Source organism: Micromonospora chalcea (genome assembly GCF_028768405.1).
Classification (GTDB): domain Bacteria; phylum Actinomycetota; class Actinomycetes; order Mycobacteriales; family Micromonosporaceae; genus Micromonospora; species Micromonospora chalcea.
Genome location: NZ_CP118233.1, coordinates 4,045,772 through 4,060,702 on the forward strand (window position 1 = coordinate 4,045,772; position 14,931 = coordinate 4,060,702).

A 14,931-nucleotide genomic window follows, 5' to 3' on the forward strand; every position below is an offset into this window, starting at 1 on the left:
GGTTTCTAGAACTCGAGCCCGGCTTCGCGGGCGGCGTCGGCAAGCGCGGCGACACGCCCCGCGTACCGGTTGCCACCGCGGTCGAAGACGACCTTCGAGACGCCGGCGGCCTTGGCGCGCTCGGCGAGCAGGGCGCCGACCTTGCCGGCCAGGGCGCTCTTGTCGCCCTCGGCGCCGCGCAGCGAGGCGTCCATGGTCGAGGCCGACGCCAGGGTGTGACCCTTGGTGTCGTCCACGACCTGGGCCACCATGTGCCGCAGGGAGCGGGTGACGACGAGGCGGGGACGCTCGGCGGTGCCGCTGACGTTCTTGCGGACCCGGAAGTGCCGACGCGCACGCCCGACGGCACGCTTGGCGGCGACGCCGCGGCGGCGCTTGAGCAGCGTGGCGCTCACTTCTTACCTGCCTTTCTCACGGCCTCACGGCCGGCGGACGACCTCGCCCGGGTGTTGATGGCCGCGGTCACTTCTTGCCCGCCTTACCAGCCTTGCGGCGGATGACCTCGCCCTGGTACTTCACGCCCTTGCCCTTGTAGGGCTCCGGCGGGCGGATCTTCCGGATGTTGGCGGCGACCTCACCGACCTGCTGCTTGTCGATGCCGGCCACGTGGAACAGCGTCGGCTTCTCGACCGTGAAGGTGATGCCCTCCGGCGCCGGCACGAGGACCGGGTGCGAGAACCCGAGCGCGAACTCCAGGTCCTTGCCCTTGGCGGTCACGCGGTAACCGGTGCCGGCGATCTCCAGGCTCTTGCGGTAGCCCTCGGTCACGCCGACGATCATGTTGGCCACCAGCGTCCGGCTCAGGCCGTGCAGCTCCTTGGCCTTGCGCTCGTCGTTGGGCCGGTTGACGTGCAGCTCGCCGTCCTCGCCCCGCTCCGCCGTGATCGGCTCGGCCAGCACGTGGCTCAGTTCGCCCTTGGGGCCCTTGACCTTGACGGTCCGGCCGTCGATCGTGATGTCGACGCCGGCAGGCACCGGGATCGACTTACGTCCAATACGCGACATTTCTACCTGTCTCCCGTTACCAGACGAAGGCGAGGACTTCCCCGCCAACGCTCCGCTTGCGGGCCTGCCGGTCGGTGAGCAGCCCCTGGGACGTCGAAATGATCGCCACGCCCAGCCCGCCGAGCACCCGCGGGAGCCCGTCCGACTTGGCGTACACCCGGAGACCGGGCTTGGACACGCGCTTGATGCCGGCCAGGCTCCGCTCGCGGTTCTGGCCGTACTTCAGCTCGACGACCAGTCGCTTGCCGACGGCGCCCTCCTCGGGCTCCTCGACCGACCAGGTGGCGATGTAACCCTCGGCCTTGAGGACCTCGGCGATGTTCGCCTTGATCTTCGAGTAGGGCATCGTCACCCGGTCGTGGTACGCCTGGTTGGCGTTACGCAGACGCGTGAGCATGTCTGCGATCGGGTCGGTCATCGTCATGAAAACTCGTCAACCTTTCTCGCCGGGGTTCCCCGGGCCAGGCCCGGGGCCTACGGCGAAGAGACAGTTCAGCTGACGCGCCGGAGCGCGCCGGGCTATTACCAGGAAGCCTTGGACACGCCGGGCAGCTCACCGCGGTGGGCCATCTCCCGGATGCACACCCGGCAGAGACCGAACTTGCGGTAGACCGCCTTCGGACGCCCGCACCGCTGGCAGCGGGTGTACGCGCGAACCGAGAACTTCGGCTTCGCGGCCGCCTTGAGGATCAGCGCCTTCTTGGCCATCTCAGTTCTCCTTGAACGGGAAGCCCAGGAGCTTGAGCAGCGCCCGGCCCTCGTCGTCGGTCGTGGCGGTCGTGACCACCGTGATGTCCATGCCCCGCTGGCGATCGATCTTGTCCTGATCGATCTCGTGGAACACCGACTGCTCGGTCAGGCCGAACGTGTAGTTGCCGTGCCCGTCGAGCTTGCGCCCGTCCAGGCCGCGGAAGTCGCGGATACGCGGCAGCGCGATCGAGAGCAGCCGGTCCAGGAACTCCCACATCCGGTCGCCGCGGAGGGTGACCTTCGCGCCGATCGGCATGCCCTCGCGGAGCTTGAACTGCGCGATGGACTTGGTGGCCCGCCGGACCTGCGGCTTCTGGCCGGTGATGGTGGCCAGGTCGCGAACGGCCCCGTCGATCAGCTTGGCGTCGCGAGCAGCCTCGCCGACACCCATGTTGACGACGATCTTGACCAGCCGCGGCACCTGCATCGGGTTGGCGAACTCGAACTGCTTCTGCAGCTCGGCCACCACCTCGTTGCGGTACCGCTCCTTGAGGCGCGGCAGGGTCTTGGTTTCGGTAGCCGTGGTCATCAGAGGTCCTTACCGGTGCTACGCGCGATGCGGACCTTCTGGCCGTTGTCGTCGATCCGGTAGCCGACGCGGGTCGGCTTGCCGTCGGAGTCCAGGACCATCACGTTCGAGACGTGGATCGGGGCCTCCTGGGTGACGATGCCACCGGTCTTGGCGCCACGCTGGGTGGTGCTGATACGGGTGTGCTTCTTGACCCGGTTCACGCCCTCGACCAGGACCTTGTCCTGCCGCGGGTAGGCCGCGATGACCTTGCCCTTGGCACCCTTGTCCTTGCCGGCGATGACGACGACCGTGTCGCCCTTCTTGACCTTCACGGTCACAACACCTCCGGCGCGAGAGAGATGATCTTCATGAACCGCTTGTCCCGCAGCTCCCGGCCGACCGGGCCGAAGATACGGGTACCGCGCGGGTCCCCACCGTCCTTGATGATGACGGCGGCGTTCTCGTCGAAGCGGATGTACGACCCGTCCGGCCGCCGCTTCTCCTTGGCGGTCCGAACGACGACAGCCTTGACGACGTCGCCCTTCTTCACACCGGCACCGGGGATCGCGTCCTTGACGGTCGCCACGATGACGTCGCCGATGCTCGCGTAGCGCCGACCGGAGCCGCCGAGCACCCGGATGCACAGGATCTCCCGGGCACCCGTGTTGTCGGCGACGCGCAGTCGCGACTCCTGCTGAATCACGTCTATCTCCTATGTCTGCCGGTTCTCCGGCCGCTCAGGGCGGCCGGAGCCTGGCGGAACCTGCGCCCGACCGAGACCCGGCCGAGCTCGAGCCTTCGCTACTTGGCCTTCTCGAGGATCTCCACGAGCCGCCAGCGCTTGGTGGCGGACAGCGGCCGGGTCTCCATGATCAGGACCCGGTCGCCGATGCCGGCCGAGTTCTGCTCGTCGTGCACCTTCAGCTTGCTCGTACGGCGCATGATCTTGCCGTACAGCGCGTGCTTGACGCGGTCCTCGACCTCGACCACGACGGTCTTGTCCATCTTGTCGCTGACCACGAGGCCCTCGCGAACCTTGCGGCGGGCCCGCGCGGGGGCGGTGGTGTTCTCACTCATGATGCAGTCACCTCAGTCGGCGCGGCCGAGAGACCCAGCTCACGCTCACGCATGATCGTGTAGATCCGGGCGATCTCCCGACGGATGACCTGCAGCCGCCGGTTGTTGTCCAGCTGCCCGGTTGCGGCCTGCACGCGGAGGTTGAACAGCTCCGCCTTAGCCTCGCGCAACTTCGTGACCAGCTCCTCCTCGGAGAGCTCACGCAGCTCGGAGGGCTTGACGCCCGCTGCCATCAGGATTCACCCACTTCGCGCGTAACAATGCGGCACTTCATCGGGAGCTTGTGGATCGCGCGACGCATCGCCTCTCGCGCGATCTGCTCGTTGGGGAAGGACATCTCGAAGAGGACCCGCCCCGGCTTCACGTTGGCGACCCACCACTCGGGCGAACCCTTACCGGAACCCATCCGGGTCTCGGCCGGCTTCTTGGTGAGGGCCTGGTCCGGGAAGATCGTGATCCAGACCTTGCCGCCACGCTTGATGTGACGGGTCATCGCGATACGCGCCGACTCGATCTGGCGGTTGGTCACGTACGCCGGCTCGAGAGCCTGGATCCCGAACTCGCCGAACACCACCCGGTTACCACCCTTGGACGCGCCGCTGCGGTCCGGGTGGTGCGGCTTGCGGAAGCCCTTCGGGGGCTTGCGCGGCATCAGCATCTGTCAGCCCTCCTGCTGCGTTTCTGCCGGCTGGTTACCGACCGGAGCCGAGGCGGCTGCGGCGACAGCGCTGCTGTCGACCGGCTCACCGGCCGGCGTCTCCGCCTGCTGCGCGATGGTGGTCGCGGCAGCCCGGCCGGCCTCGGTGCCACCGGCGGTCGTACCGGACGAGCCCGAGCGGCCACGGCGCGGCCGGTCCGGCCGGTCGCCACGGTCGCGGCGCGGGCCGCGCGACGGGGCGGCCTCGGCCGGGGCCTCGCGGCCCGGGACGGCGTCGCCCTTGTAGATCCAGACCTTCACGCCGATCCGGCCGAAGGTGGTACGGGCCTCGAAGAAGCCGTACTCGATGTTGGCCCGCAGCGTGTGCAGCGGAACCCGGCCCTCGCGGTAGAACTCGGTCCGGCTCATCTCGGCGCCGCCGAGACGGCCCGAGACCTGAACCCGGATGCCCTTGCAGGCGGGGTTCTTCATCGCGGACTGCATCGCCTTGCGCATGGCCCGACGGAAGCTGACCCGGCTGGACAGCTGCTCGGCAACGCCCTGGGCGACCAGCTGCGCGTCCGACTCGGGGTTCTTGACCTCGATGATGTTCAGCTGGACCTGCTTGCCGGTGAGCTTCTCCAGCTCGCCGCGGATCCGGTCGGCCTCCGCACCCTTACGGCCGATGACGATGCCCGGCCGGGCGGTGTGGATGTCGACGCGGACCCGGTCCCGGGTGCGCTCGATGTCGACCTTGGAGATGCCGGCGCGCTCGAGGCCCTTGGACATCATGCGGCGGATCTTGACGTCCTCGCCGATGTAGTCCTTGTAGAGCTTGTCCGCGAACCAGCGGGACTTCCAGTCGGTCGAGATGCCGAGCCGGAACCCGGTCGGGTGAACCTTCTGACCCATTACTCGGCACCCTCCGTCGTGCTCTGCTCCTCGGCGGCCGGCTTGGCCGGAGCGGCCTTCTTCGCCGACTTCTTCGGCGCGGCCGGCGCGACCGCCTCGACCGCCACGGTGATGTGGCAGGTGCGCTTGCGGATCCGGTACGCCCGGCCCTGCGCACGCGGCCGGAACCGCTTCATGGTCGGGCCCTCGTCGACGAACGCCTCACTGACGAGCAGCGCGTCGGGGTCCAGCCGCTCGTTGTTCTCCGCGTTGGCGATCGCGCTCGCGAGCACCTTGTACACCTGCTCGCTCGCAGCCTGCGGCGCGAACTGCAGCACCGTGAGCGCCTCCTTCGCGGGCAGGCCGCGGACGAGGTTGACCACCCGGCGCGCCTTCATCGGCGAGATGCGCACGTGCCGCGCAACCGCCCGCGCGCCCGGAAGCACCGGAGCGTCGCCCTTTCCTGGCATCGCTGTAACCCCTTGTTCCTCTATCCGTATGCCCGCGGCGTCAGCGCCGGCGGCTCTTCCGGTCGTCCTTCTCGTGACCCTTGAACGTGCGGGTCAGCGCGAACTCGCCGAGCTTGTGCCCGACCATGGCCTCGGTCACGAAGACCGGGACGTGCTTGCGTCCGTCGTGCACGGCGATCGTGTGACCCAGCATCTCCGGGATGATCGTCGAGCGGCGCGACCAGGTCTTGATCACGTTCTTCGAGCCCTTGTCGTTCTGCGTCTCCACCTTCTTGAGCAGGTGGTCGTCGACGAACGGGCCCTTCTTCAGGCTGCGAGGCATGTCTTATCTCCCTCAGCCGCGCTTACGCGTGGCGTAGCGGCGGCGGACGATCAGCCGGTCGCTCGGCTGGCCCTTACGACGGGTGCGGCCCTCGGGCTTACCCTGCGGGTTGACCGGGTGGCGACCACCGGAGGTCTTACCCTCACCACCACCGTGCGGGTGGTCGACCGGGTTCATCGCGACACCACGGACGGTCGGGCGCTTGCCCTTCCACCGCATACGGCCGGCCTTACCCCAGTTGATGTTCGACTGGTCGGCGTTGCCGATCTCGCCGATGCTGGCGCGGCAGCGCACGTCCACACGCCGGATCTCACCGGACGGCATACGCAGGGTCGCGTACGCGCCCTCACGGCCGAGCAGCTGGATGCCGACGCCGGCCGAGCGGGCCAGCTTGGCGCCGCCACCCGGACGCAGCTCCACGTTGTGGATGGTGGTACCGACAGGGATGTTGCGCAGCGGCAGGTTGTTGCCCGGCTTGATGTCGGCGCCCGGACCGGACTCGACGCGGTCGCCCTGCTTCAGGTCCTTCGGCGCGATGATGTAGCGCTTCTCGCCGTCGGCGTAGTGCAGCAGCGCGATGCGCGCGGTGCGGTTCGGGTCGTACTCGATGTGGGCGACCTTCGCCGGCACGCCGTCCTTGTCGACCCGCTTGAAGTCGATCAGACGGTACTGGCGCTTGTGACCGCCGCCGTGGTGCCGCGTGGTGATCCGGCCGTGGGCGTTGCGTCCGCCCTTCTTCGGCAGCGGAGCCAGCAGCGACTTCTCGGGCGTCGACCGGGTGATCTCGGCGAAGTCGGCAACGCTCGAGCCACGCCGGCCCGGCGTCGTCGGCTTGTACTTACGGATAGCCATTGTCTACACCCCTCAGCTGACCGGGCCGCCGAAGGCCTCGATACGGTCACCGTCAGCCAGCTTCACCATCGCGCGCTTGGTGTCCTTGCGCTTGCCGAACCCGGTACGGGTCCGCTTGCGCTTGCCCTCGCGGTTGAGCGTGTTGACCGTCAGGACGCGGACGTTGAAGATCTGCTGGATAGCGATCTTGATCTCGGTCTTGTTGGCGTCCGGGTGCACCAGGAAGGTGTACCAGTTGCGGTTCAGCTCGCTGTAGCTCTTCTCCGAGACGACCGGCGCGACGATGACGTCACGCGGATCGGCGATCGTGCTCACTTGCCATCCTCCTCGGTGGTCTCGGCGGGAACGCCCAGGAACTCGTCCAGGGCCTCCTTGGTGAAGACCACGTCGTCGGCCACCAGCACGTCGTAGGTGTTGAGCTGGCCGGCCTCGATCAGGTGCACCCGGCTGTCCCGCGCGTTGCGCAGGTTCCGCAGCGACACCCAGTTCAGCTCGTCGGTGCTGCTCAGCACGACCAGGACCCGACGGGCCTGGGTCAGCTTGGTCAGCGTGGCCAGGGCCGCCTTGGTGGACGGCTTCTCGCCCGAGACGAACGCCTCGACGACGTGCACCTGGCCGGCGCGGGCCCGGTCGGAGAGGGCGCCACGCAGGGCGGCGGCCTTCATCTTCTTCGGGGTGCGCTGGCTGTAGTCGCGCGGCACCGGGCCGTGGACCACGCCACCGCCGGCGAACTGCGGCGCGCGGGTTGAGCCCTGGCGGGCACGACCGGTGCCCTTCTGCTTGTACGGCTTCTTGCCTCCACCGGAGACCTCGCCGCGGGTCTTCGTCTTGTGCGTGCCCTGGCGGGCCGCCGCGAGCTGGGCCACCACGACCTGGTGCATCAGGGCGATGTTGGCCTGCGCGTCGAAGATGTCGGCCGGCAGCTCCACGGAGCCGCTCTTGGCGCCTTCGACGTTGATCACGTCAACGGTGGTCACTTGGCCGCACCGCCCTTCTTCACCTTCGCCTTGGCCGCGGTGCGGACCAGGACCAGCGCGCCCTTCGGGCCAGGGATGGCGCCGCGGACGAGCAGGAGGTTGTTCTCGGTGTCGACCGCCTGGACGGTCAGGTTCTGGACGGTGTAGCGCACGCCACCCATCCGGCCCGCCATCCGGGTGCCCTTGAAGACGCGACCCGGGGTCGCGCAGGCGCCGATCGAGCCGGGCGAGCGGTGCTTGCGCTCGACACCGTGGCTGGCGCGCAGACCGTGGAAGCCGTGCCGCTTCATCGGGCCGGCGTAGCCCTTGCCCTTGGTCTTGCCGGTCACGTCGATCACGGCGCCGGCCGGGAACTCCTCGACCGTGACCTCCTGGCCGGGCGCGTAGTCCGCGGCGTCGGAGGTGCGCAGCTCGACGATGTGCCGGCGCGGCGCGACGTCCGCCTTGGCGTAGTGCCCGGCGATCGGCTTCTTGACCTTGCGCGGGTCGATGACCCCGTACGCCAGCTGGACCGCGGAGTAGCCGTCCTTGTCGGCGCTACGAACCTGGCTCACGACGCACGGGCCGGCCTGAACCACGGTCACGGGCACAACCTTGTTGTTGTCCCAGACCTGGGTCATGCCGAGCTTGGCGCCCAGGATCCCCTTGACTTGCCTGTCCATTTGTCCGGTCCCTACAGCTTGATCTCGATGTCGACGCCAGCCGGCAGGTCGAGGCGCATGAGCGAGTCGACCGTCTTCGGGGTCGGGTCGATGATGTCGATCAGACGCTTGTGCGTACGCATCTCGAAGTGCTCGCGCGAGTCCTTGTACTTGTGCGGCGAGCGGATGACGCAGAAACGGTTGATCTCCGTGGGCAGCGGCACCGGGCCAGCGACCTGCGCCCCGGTACGCGTCACCGTCTCGACGATCTTCCGAGCCGAGGAGTCGACGACCTCGTGGTCATAGGCCTTGAGCCGGATGCGGATCTTCTGTCCCGCCATGGTGGCTTCTGTTCCTTCTCTCGATGCCGCTGTGTTGCGGGCGCCTGTACCGGCTGGCACAGGCCCACTTCCGCCGACCCCCGCGGTCGGGCGTGTCGCGCCCGTGGGCCAGGCTCCGCCCCGGGACTCCGGAGCGATTCTCTGACCACGCGGTGGGTCATGGCGCCGATCGCGGGGGCCGCGACCTGGACGCCGCGCGAGGGTGGTTGACCGCCGATGGCGATCAACCACCCTACGCGAGACAGTCTGACTCCCGGAGGTCCAGCGTTAACCGGACGCAGGCGACCGACTGTCGTTACGCAACCTGACTAGTATGCCGCACGACCGGCGGCGACGCTAATCGGGGTTACCCAGCTCACTTGATGATCTTGGTGACGCGACCCGCGCCGACCGTACGACCACCCTCGCGGATCGCGAACTTCAGGTTCTCCTCCATGGCGATGGGCTGGATCAGCTTCACCGTCATCGAGGTGTTGTCGCCCGGCATGACCATCTCGGTGCCCTCGGGCAGCGTGACGACGCCGGTGACGTCCGTGGTCCGGAAGTAGAACTGCGGGCGGTAGTTCTGGAAGAACGGGGTGTGCCGGCCGCCCTCCTCCTTGGAGAGGATGTAGACCGTCGCCTCGAACTCCGTGTGCGGGGTCGTGGTGCCCGGCTTGATGACGACCATGCCGCGCTCGACGTCCTCGCGCTTGATGCCGCGCAGCAGCAGACCGACGTTCTCACCCGCGCGGGCCTCGTCGAGCAGCTTGCGGAACATCTCGATGCCGGTGCAGGTGGTCTTCATCGACTTCTCACGGATGCCGACGATCTCCACCTCCTCGTTCGGCTTGAGGATGCCGCGCTCGGCGCGACCGGTCACCACGGTGCCGCGACCGGTGATCGTGAAGACGTCCTCGATGGGCATGAGGAACGGCTTCTCGGTCTCGCGCTCCGGCTGCGGGATCGCGGTGTCCACGGCGTTCATCAGGTCCAGGAGCTTCCCGGTCCACTCCGGGTCACCCTCCAGGGCCTTCAGCGCCGAGACCCGGACGACCGGCAGGTCGTCACCCGGGTACTCCTGCGAGGAGAGCAGCTCACGGACCTCGAGCTCGACGAGCTCCAGGAGCTCCTCGTCGTCGACCATGTCGCTCTTGTTGAGCGCCACGACGATGTACGGCACACCGACCTGACGGGCCAGCAGCACGTGCTCGCGGGTCTGCGGCATCGGGCCGTCGGTCGCCGCCACCACCAGGATCGCGCCGTCCATCTGCGCGGCACCGGTGATCATGTTCTTGATGTAGTCGGCGTGACCGGGGCAGTCGACGTGCGCGTAGTGACGCGCCTCGGTCTGGTACTCGACGTGCGCGATGGAGATCGTGATGCCGCGGGCCTTCTCCTCCGGCGCCTTGTCGATCTCGTCGAACGGCGTGTACGGGTTCAGGTCCGGGTACTGGTCGTGCAGGACCTTGGTGATGGCCGCCGTCAGCGTCGTCTTACCGTGGTCGATGTGACCAATGGTGCCGATGTTGACGTGCGGCTTAGTCCGCTCGAACTTCGCCTTCGCCACTGGTGTCCTCCTGTGGACTTTCTTGGTTCGTTCGCCCCGGCGCGCCGTTCGGCGCTTAGGACTCTGTCGACAGCCTTTCCGGCCGGAAGGCCGGAGAGCTTTTGTGGGTTCTGCGGCGATGAAGCCTACAGGCCCGGTCTCACGCAATCCGATCGAGGTGGCCGCGGGCGGGAGAACCCTCCCGCGACCGCCCTCGTGTCATCGGATCAGCCGAGGGTGAGTGTCACTCACCCGTCGCCTTGGCGATGATCTCCTTGGCCACCGAGTTCGGAACCTCGGCGTAGGAGTCGAACTGCATGCTGTAGCTAGCCCGGCCCTGGGTCTTCGACCGCAGGTCGCCGACGTAGCCGAACATCTCCGACAGCGGCACCAGGGCCCGGACGACGCGAGCGCCGCTGCGCTCCTCCATCGCCTGGATGATGCCACGCCGGGAGTTGAGGTCGCCGATGACGTCACCCATGTTCTCCTCAGGAGTGGTGACTTCAACGGCCATCATCGGCTCGAGGAGAGCGGGGTCGGCCTTGCGGGCCGCCTCCTTCATCGCCATCGAGCCGGCGATCTTGAACGCCATTTCCGACGAGTCGACCTCGTGGTACTGGCCGTCCACCAGGGTGAGCTTGACGCCCACCAGGGGGAAGCCGGCGAGGATGCCGTACTGCATGGCGTCCTGCGCGCCCGCGTCCACCGAGGGGATGAACTCCCGGGGGATGCGGCCACCGGTCACGGCGTTGGCGAACTCGTAGGTCGGGGCCTCGTTGCCGAGCGGCAGCGGCTCCACGCTGATGATCACGCGGGCGTACTGGCCGGAGCCACCGGTCTGCTTCTTGTGGGTGTACTCGACCTTCTCCACCGCGCGGCGGATGGTCTCGCGGTACGCCACCTGCGGCTTACCGATGTTCGCCTCGACGTTGAACTCGCGGCGCATCCGGTCGACCAGGATGTCCAGGTGCAGCTCGCCCATGCCGGAGATGACCGTCTGACCGGTCTGGTCGTCCAGCTTGACGCGGAAGGTCGGGTCCTCCTCGGCCAGCCGCTGGATGGCGGTGCTGAGCTTCTCCTGGTCGGCCTTGGTCTTCGGCTCGATGGCCACCTCGATGACCGGCTCCGGGAAGGTCATCGACTCCAGGATGACCGGGTTCGCCGGGTCGCACAGCGTGTCACCGGTGGTGGTCTGCTTCAGACCCTGCACCGCGATGATGTCGCCGGCCTGGGCGGAGCTGCGCTCCTCCCGCTTGTTGGCGTGCATCTGGTAGATCTTGCCGATCCGCTCCTTGCGGTCCTTGGTGGAGTTGATCACCTGGGAACCGGACTCGAGCGTGCCGGAGTAGATCCGGACGTACGTCAGCTTGCCGAGGTGCTTGTCGGTCTGGATCTTGAAGGCCAGGCCGGAGAACGGCTCGGAGACCGAGGGCTTCCGCTGCAGCGGGGTCTCGCCGTCGGTGGCCGTACCCTCGATCGCCGGGATGTCCAGCGGCGAGGGCAGGTACGCGACGACCGCGTCCAGCATCGGCTGGATGCCCTTGTTCTTGAAGGCGGTACCGGTGAGGACCGGGTTGGCCTTGCCGGCGATGGTGGCCCGGCGGATGGCGGCCTTGATCTCGTCGGCCGAGATCTCCTCGCCCTCGAGGTACTTCTCCATCACCGAGTCGTCGACGTCGGCGAGGGTCTCCATCAGCTTCTCGCGCCACTCCGCGGCGGAGTCGGCGAGGTCGGCCGGGATCTCCTCGACCGCGTAGTCCTCACCCTTCTGGGTCTCGCCGCGCCAGGTGAGCGCACGCATCTCGACCAGGTCGACCACGCCGATGAAGTCGGACTCGGCGCCGATCGGGATCTGGAGCACCAGCGGGGTGGCGTTGAGCCGGTCGATCATCATCTGCACGCAGCGGAAGAAGTCGGCGCCGGTCCGGTCGAGCTTGTTGACGAAGCACATCCGGGGGACGTTGTACTTGTCCGCCTGCCGCCAGACGTTCTCCGTCTGGGGCTCCACGCCGGCCACGCCGTCGTAGACCGCGACCGCACCGTCCAGAACCCGCAGCGACCGCTCGACCTCGACCGTGAAGTCGACGTGGCCGGGCGTGTCGATGATCTGGATCGTGTGGCCCTTCCACTCGCACTTGGTGGCGGCGGAAGTGATGGTGATACCGCGCTCCTGCTCCTGCTCCATCCAGTCCATGACGGCGGCGCCCTCGTGGACCTCACCGATCTTGTACGTGATGCCGGTGTAGAACAGGATTCGCTCGGTGGTAGTGGTCTTACCGGCATCGATGTGGGCCATGATGCCGATGTTGCGTACGTTGGCGAGCGCGTCTGCGGCGGCCACTTCAATCCCTACTTATCGTCGTCTCGACACAACTGGTGGCGGTTCCGGCGCCTGCCGGCGCCGGAACCTCAGGTGTTACCAGCGGTAGTGCGCGAAGGCCTTGTTGGACTCGGCCATCTTGTGCGTGTCCTCACGCCGCTTGACGGCGGCGCCGAGGCCGTTGCTCGCGTCCAGCAGCTCGTTCATCAGCCGCTCGACCATGGTCTTCTCGCGCCGGGCCCGGGAGTAGGTCACCAGCCAGCGCAGACCGAGCGTGGTCGCGCGGGACGGCCGGACCTCGACCGGAACCTGGTAGGTGGCGCCACCGACACGGCGGCTGCGCACCTCGAGGGTCGGCTTGACGTTGTCCATCGCGCGCTTGAGCGTGACGACGGGGTCGGTGCCGGACTTCTCGCGGCAGCCCTCCAGGGCGGCGTACACGATGCGCTCGGCGAGCTGACGCTTGCCGCGCAGCAGGATCTTGTTCACCAGCTGGGTGACCAGGGGCGAGTTGTACACCGGGTCAGCGACCAGCGGCTTCCGCGGAGCGGGTCCCTTACGCGGCATGTCAGCTCTTCTCCTTCTTCGCGCCGTAGCGGCTGCGAGCCTGCTTGCGGTTGCGGACACCCTGGGTGTCCAGCGAGCCGCGCACGATCTTGTACCGCACGCCGGGGAGGTCCTTCACACGACCGCCGCGCACGAGCACGATCGAGTGCTCCTGAAGGTTGTGGCCGACGCCCGGGATGTAGGCGGTCACCTCGATCTGGCTGCTGAGCTTGACACGAGCGACCTTGCGCAGCGCCGAGTTCGGCTTCTTCGGGGTGGTGGTGTACACGCGGGTGCACACGCCGCGCCGCTGGGGAGACCCCTTGAGCGCCGGGGTCTTGGTCTTGGTCGTCTTGGCCTGACGGCCCTTTCGGACCAACTGCTGAATGGTGGGCACCGGGTTTCTCCGCTCCCTTCGGCCGCTGCGAGGCGACCGCGCCGTCTGCTCCAGCCGTCCGGATGGGCGGCTCTCCTACATTCCAACCGGGGCCGCCTGACGGCGTCCCAGCACCCGCGGTCGGGCGTGTCGCCCAAGTCACGGTCCCGGTGCCGGCCGCTGGCGCGTCGTACCGGGTTGTTTGGTCTTGATGGTGCGACCGCGCGATTCACCGGCTGACCGGTTCCAGCGCACGCACGCATTGCCCGGGCGAGCCCGGGCACAAGGGGAAAGAGTACCTACCACAGCCGCGCCGGTCAAAACGGATGGGTCGGGAGGACCGCTGCCGCGGTCCGCCGGGCCGATCTCCGGATCGCCGACGCGCCCATGATGGGCACCTACAGTGACAAGTGTACCGGCTCGTCCGCCGCGCGGCCCGGCGGCCCCGACACAGCCCACCCCCCGGGCACCCGGACATACCGGTCGCGGCAGGTCACCGGCCGCACCGGCCCCACCGGGGACCTCAGGTGATCTGCACCACGAGGGCCAGCCCGAGCCCGACCAGGCTGAACAGCAGCCCCACCCCGCCGCAGGAGAGCCCGGCCACGGCCAGGCCGGCGCCGGTGAACCGCACCGCCGGCGGCGGCGCCGGCCGCCGGATCTGCCGCCGGGCCAGCAGCCCGGCGACCACCGCGCCGACCCCGATCAGCGCGCCGAGCACGGTGAACGCGCCGGCCGCCCAGGCGCCACCGTAGTCCGGCCCGGCGATACCGAAGCAGAAGACCAGAAGAGAAACCAGAATCGCGGCGATCCCCGCGATCAATGAGCCGATGGCGAGCCCCGAGGTGACCGGCGGCACGTCCAGGTGGACCACCCCGAACGGCGTACCCGGCACCGCGTCGACCCGCTTCGGCGGCCGCGGCGCCTCGGCCGGCGGCGGCGGGAACGCCGGCCCCCAGCCCCCGTGGCCGGGCGCGCTTCCCGGCGCCGGCCACCCGCCGCCGTGGGCCGGCGCGTTCCCCGAGTACGCCCCGTGCGGGTGATGCGCCGGCGCGGACGCGGAACCCGGCGGATACGGCCCCGGGCGGTTCGGGTCGCCTCCCGGCGCGGCCGGTTCCGTCACGGTTCCTCCTGTCCACACCCGCCCGCCACCCGGCGGACACCGGCCAGGCTACCGTCGCCGGTCACGGCCGGGTGGGCGGGCGCGGCTCCGCTCCCCCGCCCGGTCAGTCGAAGTTCGGCGCGAAGTCGTGGCCGAACGAGCCGTCGGCGTACCGGACCACGCCGATCACCACCGCCGCCACCACCGCCGCCGCGGTCAGCACCAGCCCGGTCCGCGCCATCTGCTCGCCGCGCCGCAGCCAGTCGCCGCCGGTGAGATAACCACCAGATGTGTACGCCTCGCGGCGCGCCTGCCGGGCCAGCGTGAGCGCGATCGTGGCCGGCACCGCGCCGCCGATGAACAGACCGGTGAGCGCGCCGATCAGGCCGAGCGCGAAGACCGCCCGCGCCTTGGTGGAGCGGACCGGCTCCGGGTCGTGCGGATGGCGGTGCGCCTGCGGCACGACGGGCGCCGGCCCGGGCACTGTCGTCATGCCCTCCATCATGCCCCGGATCCGGTTCCCCGGTCCCGGCAAGCCGGCCCGGACGCGACGAGGCCCCCGGCTGCTGCCGGGGGCCTCGTCGT

Annotated in this window: 24 protein-coding genes; all 24 read right to left on the reverse strand. The window is 68.8% G+C overall.

Going from position 1 to position 14,931, the window contains the following annotated elements; translation table 11 throughout:
- Positions 1-5: 5 nt before the first annotated feature.
- On the reverse strand, positions 6-395 hold the full coding sequence (gene rplR / locus PVK74_RS17705) for a 50S ribosomal protein L18 (protein WP_030501605.1): 390 nt from the start codon (positions 393-395) through the stop codon (positions 6-8).
- A gap of 67 nt (positions 396-462) precedes the next feature.
- Entirely contained in the window at positions 463-1,005 is a 543-nt protein-coding gene (gene rplF / locus PVK74_RS17710; protein WP_013288623.1) for a 50S ribosomal protein L6, read from the reverse strand.
- A gap of 16 nt (positions 1,006-1,021) precedes the next feature.
- Complete coding sequence (gene rpsH, locus PVK74_RS17715; RefSeq protein WP_013288624.1) at positions 1,022-1,429, reverse strand: 30S ribosomal protein S8; 408 nt, start codon at positions 1,427-1,429, stop codon at positions 1,022-1,024.
- Between the two features lie 98 nt (positions 1,430-1,527).
- Positions 1,528-1,713, reverse strand: a complete 186-nt coding sequence (locus PVK74_RS17720; protein ID WP_007073023.1) for a type Z 30S ribosomal protein S14 — start codon at positions 1,711-1,713, stop codon at positions 1,528-1,530.
- Position 1,714: 1 nt separating this feature from the next.
- Entirely contained in the window at positions 1,715-2,284 is a 570-nt protein-coding gene (gene rplE / locus PVK74_RS17725) for a 50S ribosomal protein L5 (protein WP_018784556.1), read from the reverse strand.
- Entirely contained in the window at positions 2,284-2,604 is a 321-nt protein-coding gene (rplX, locus tag PVK74_RS17730) for a 50S ribosomal protein L24 (protein ID WP_013288626.1), read from the reverse strand. The genes rplE and rplX overlap by 1 nt, the downstream gene beginning before the upstream one ends.
- Positions 2,601-2,969: a 50S ribosomal protein L14 gene (rplN, locus tag PVK74_RS17735; protein WP_007073026.1), complete on the reverse strand. Its 369-nt coding sequence runs from the start codon at positions 2,967-2,969 to the stop codon at positions 2,601-2,603. The genes rplX and rplN overlap by 4 nt, the downstream gene beginning before the upstream one ends.
- Before the next feature lie 98 nt (positions 2,970-3,067).
- Positions 3,068-3,343, reverse strand: a complete 276-nt coding sequence (gene rpsQ, locus PVK74_RS17740) for a 30S ribosomal protein S17 (RefSeq protein WP_030501606.1) — start codon at positions 3,341-3,343, stop codon at positions 3,068-3,070.
- Positions 3,340-3,576, reverse strand: a complete 237-nt coding sequence (gene rpmC, locus PVK74_RS17745; protein ID WP_013288628.1) for a 50S ribosomal protein L29 — start codon at positions 3,574-3,576, stop codon at positions 3,340-3,342. Before rpmC ends, rpsQ begins: the two co-directional genes overlap by 4 nt.
- Positions 3,576-4,001 carry a 50S ribosomal protein L16 gene (gene rplP, locus PVK74_RS17750; RefSeq protein WP_007465292.1) on the reverse strand — a complete coding sequence of 142 codons (426 nt, stop codon included), beginning with the start codon at positions 3,999-4,001 and terminating at the stop codon, positions 3,576-3,578. Before rplP ends, rpmC begins: the two co-directional genes overlap by 1 nt.
- Before the next feature lie 3 nt (positions 4,002-4,004).
- On the reverse strand, positions 4,005-4,892 hold the full coding sequence (gene rpsC, locus PVK74_RS17755) for a 30S ribosomal protein S3 (RefSeq protein WP_013473694.1): 888 nt from the start codon (positions 4,890-4,892) through the stop codon (positions 4,005-4,007).
- Positions 4,892-5,341, reverse strand: a complete 450-nt coding sequence (gene rplV / locus PVK74_RS17760) for a 50S ribosomal protein L22 (RefSeq protein WP_018784552.1) — start codon at positions 5,339-5,341, stop codon at positions 4,892-4,894. Before rplV ends, rpsC begins: the two co-directional genes overlap by 1 nt.
- Before the next feature lie 40 nt (positions 5,342-5,381).
- The gene (gene rpsS, locus PVK74_RS17765) at positions 5,382-5,663 is read right to left on the reverse strand and encodes a 30S ribosomal protein S19 (RefSeq protein ID WP_007073032.1); all 282 of its coding nucleotides are present in this window, start codon (positions 5,661-5,663) and stop codon (positions 5,382-5,384) included.
- Positions 5,664-5,675: 12 nt separating this feature from the next.
- Positions 5,676-6,515: a 50S ribosomal protein L2 gene (rplB, locus tag PVK74_RS17770; protein WP_013288631.1), complete on the reverse strand. Its 840-nt coding sequence runs from the start codon at positions 6,513-6,515 to the stop codon at positions 5,676-5,678.
- Between the two features lie 12 nt (positions 6,516-6,527).
- Positions 6,528-6,830, reverse strand: coding sequence for a 50S ribosomal protein L23 (gene rplW / locus PVK74_RS17775; protein WP_013288632.1), 303 nt, complete (start codon positions 6,828-6,830; stop codon positions 6,528-6,530).
- Positions 6,827-7,492 carry a 50S ribosomal protein L4 gene (gene rplD / locus PVK74_RS17780; protein WP_013288633.1) on the reverse strand — a complete coding sequence of 222 codons (666 nt, stop codon included), beginning with the start codon at positions 7,490-7,492 and terminating at the stop codon, positions 6,827-6,829. Before rplD ends, rplW begins: the two co-directional genes overlap by 4 nt.
- Complete coding sequence (gene rplC / locus PVK74_RS17785; protein ID WP_030501609.1) at positions 7,489-8,154, reverse strand: 50S ribosomal protein L3; 666 nt, start codon at positions 8,152-8,154, stop codon at positions 7,489-7,491. Before rplC ends, rplD begins: the two co-directional genes overlap by 4 nt.
- Before the next feature lie 11 nt (positions 8,155-8,165).
- Entirely contained in the window at positions 8,166-8,474 is a 309-nt protein-coding gene (gene rpsJ, locus PVK74_RS17790) for a 30S ribosomal protein S10 (protein WP_007073037.1), read from the reverse strand.
- A 355-nt stretch (positions 8,475-8,829) separates the two neighbouring features.
- Positions 8,830-10,023, reverse strand: a complete 1,194-nt coding sequence (gene tuf / locus PVK74_RS17795) for an elongation factor Tu (RefSeq protein WP_013288635.1) — start codon at positions 10,021-10,023, stop codon at positions 8,830-8,832.
- A gap of 223 nt (positions 10,024-10,246) precedes the next feature.
- Positions 10,247-12,343 carry an elongation factor G gene (fusA, locus tag PVK74_RS17800; protein WP_030501610.1) on the reverse strand — a complete coding sequence of 699 codons (2,097 nt, stop codon included), beginning with the start codon at positions 12,341-12,343 and terminating at the stop codon, positions 10,247-10,249.
- A gap of 75 nt (positions 12,344-12,418) precedes the next feature.
- Positions 12,419-12,889, reverse strand: coding sequence for a 30S ribosomal protein S7 (rpsG, locus tag PVK74_RS17805; RefSeq protein WP_013288637.1), 471 nt, complete (start codon positions 12,887-12,889; stop codon positions 12,419-12,421).
- A gap of 1 nt (position 12,890) precedes the next feature.
- On the reverse strand, positions 12,891-13,265 hold the full coding sequence (rpsL, locus tag PVK74_RS17810; protein ID WP_007465318.1) for a 30S ribosomal protein S12: 375 nt from the start codon (positions 13,263-13,265) through the stop codon (positions 12,891-12,893).
- A 502-nt stretch (positions 13,266-13,767) separates the two neighbouring features.
- Entirely contained in the window at positions 13,768-14,139 is a 372-nt protein-coding gene (locus tag PVK74_RS17815; RefSeq protein WP_176722859.1) for a hypothetical protein, read from the reverse strand.
- 331 nt (positions 14,140-14,470) lie between these two features.
- Positions 14,471-14,839 carry a hypothetical protein gene (locus tag PVK74_RS17820; protein ID WP_030501612.1) on the reverse strand — a complete coding sequence of 123 codons (369 nt, stop codon included), beginning with the start codon at positions 14,837-14,839 and terminating at the stop codon, positions 14,471-14,473.
- Positions 14,840-14,931 lie beyond the last annotated feature (92 nt).

Bases quoted from the DNA above. Each gene is read 5' to 3' on its own strand.
- rplC (WP_030501609.1), bottom strand. From the start codon at position 8,154: ATGGACAGGCAAGTCAAGGGGATCCTGGGCGCCAAGCTCGGCATGACC.
- PVK74_RS17820 (WP_030501612.1), bottom strand. From the start codon at position 14,839: ATGACGACAGTGCCCGGGCCGGCGCCCGTCGTGCCGCAGGCGCACCGC.
- rpsG (WP_013288637.1), bottom strand. From the start codon at position 12,889: ATGCCGCGTAAGGGACCCGCTCCGCGGAAGCCGCTGGTCGCTGACCCG.
- rpmC (WP_013288628.1), bottom strand. From the start codon at position 3,576: ATGGCAGCGGGCGTCAAGCCCTCCGAGCTGCGTGAGCTCTCCGAGGAG.
- rplP (WP_007465292.1), bottom strand. From the start codon at position 4,001: ATGCTGATGCCGCGCAAGCCCCCGAAGGGCTTCCGCAAGCCGCACCAC.
- rplV (WP_018784552.1), bottom strand. From the start codon at position 5,341: ATGCCAGGAAAGGGCGACGCTCCGGTGCTTCCGGGCGCGCGGGCGGTT.
- rplB (WP_013288631.1), bottom strand. From the start codon at position 6,515: ATGGCTATCCGTAAGTACAAGCCGACGACGCCGGGCCGGCGTGGCTCG.
- rplE (WP_018784556.1), bottom strand. From the start codon at position 2,284: ATGACCACGGCTACCGAAACCAAGACCCTGCCGCGCCTCAAGGAGCGG.
- rpsQ (WP_030501606.1), bottom strand. From the start codon at position 3,343: ATGAGTGAGAACACCACCGCCCCCGCGCGGGCCCGCCGCAAGGTTCGC.
- rpsJ (WP_007073037.1), bottom strand. From the start codon at position 8,474: ATGGCGGGACAGAAGATCCGCATCCGGCTCAAGGCCTATGACCACGAG.
- rpsH (WP_013288624.1), bottom strand. From the start codon at position 1,429: ATGACGATGACCGACCCGATCGCAGACATGCTCACGCGTCTGCGTAAC.
- rpsC (WP_013473694.1), bottom strand. From the start codon at position 4,892: ATGGGTCAGAAGGTTCACCCGACCGGGTTCCGGCTCGGCATCTCGACC.
- rpsS (WP_007073032.1), bottom strand. From the start codon at position 5,663: ATGCCTCGCAGCCTGAAGAAGGGCCCGTTCGTCGACGACCACCTGCTC.
- PVK74_RS17720 (WP_007073023.1), bottom strand. From the start codon at position 1,713: ATGGCCAAGAAGGCGCTGATCCTCAAGGCGGCCGCGAAGCCGAAGTTC.
- rplF (WP_013288623.1), bottom strand. From the start codon at position 1,005: ATGTCGCGTATTGGACGTAAGTCGATCCCGGTGCCTGCCGGCGTCGAC.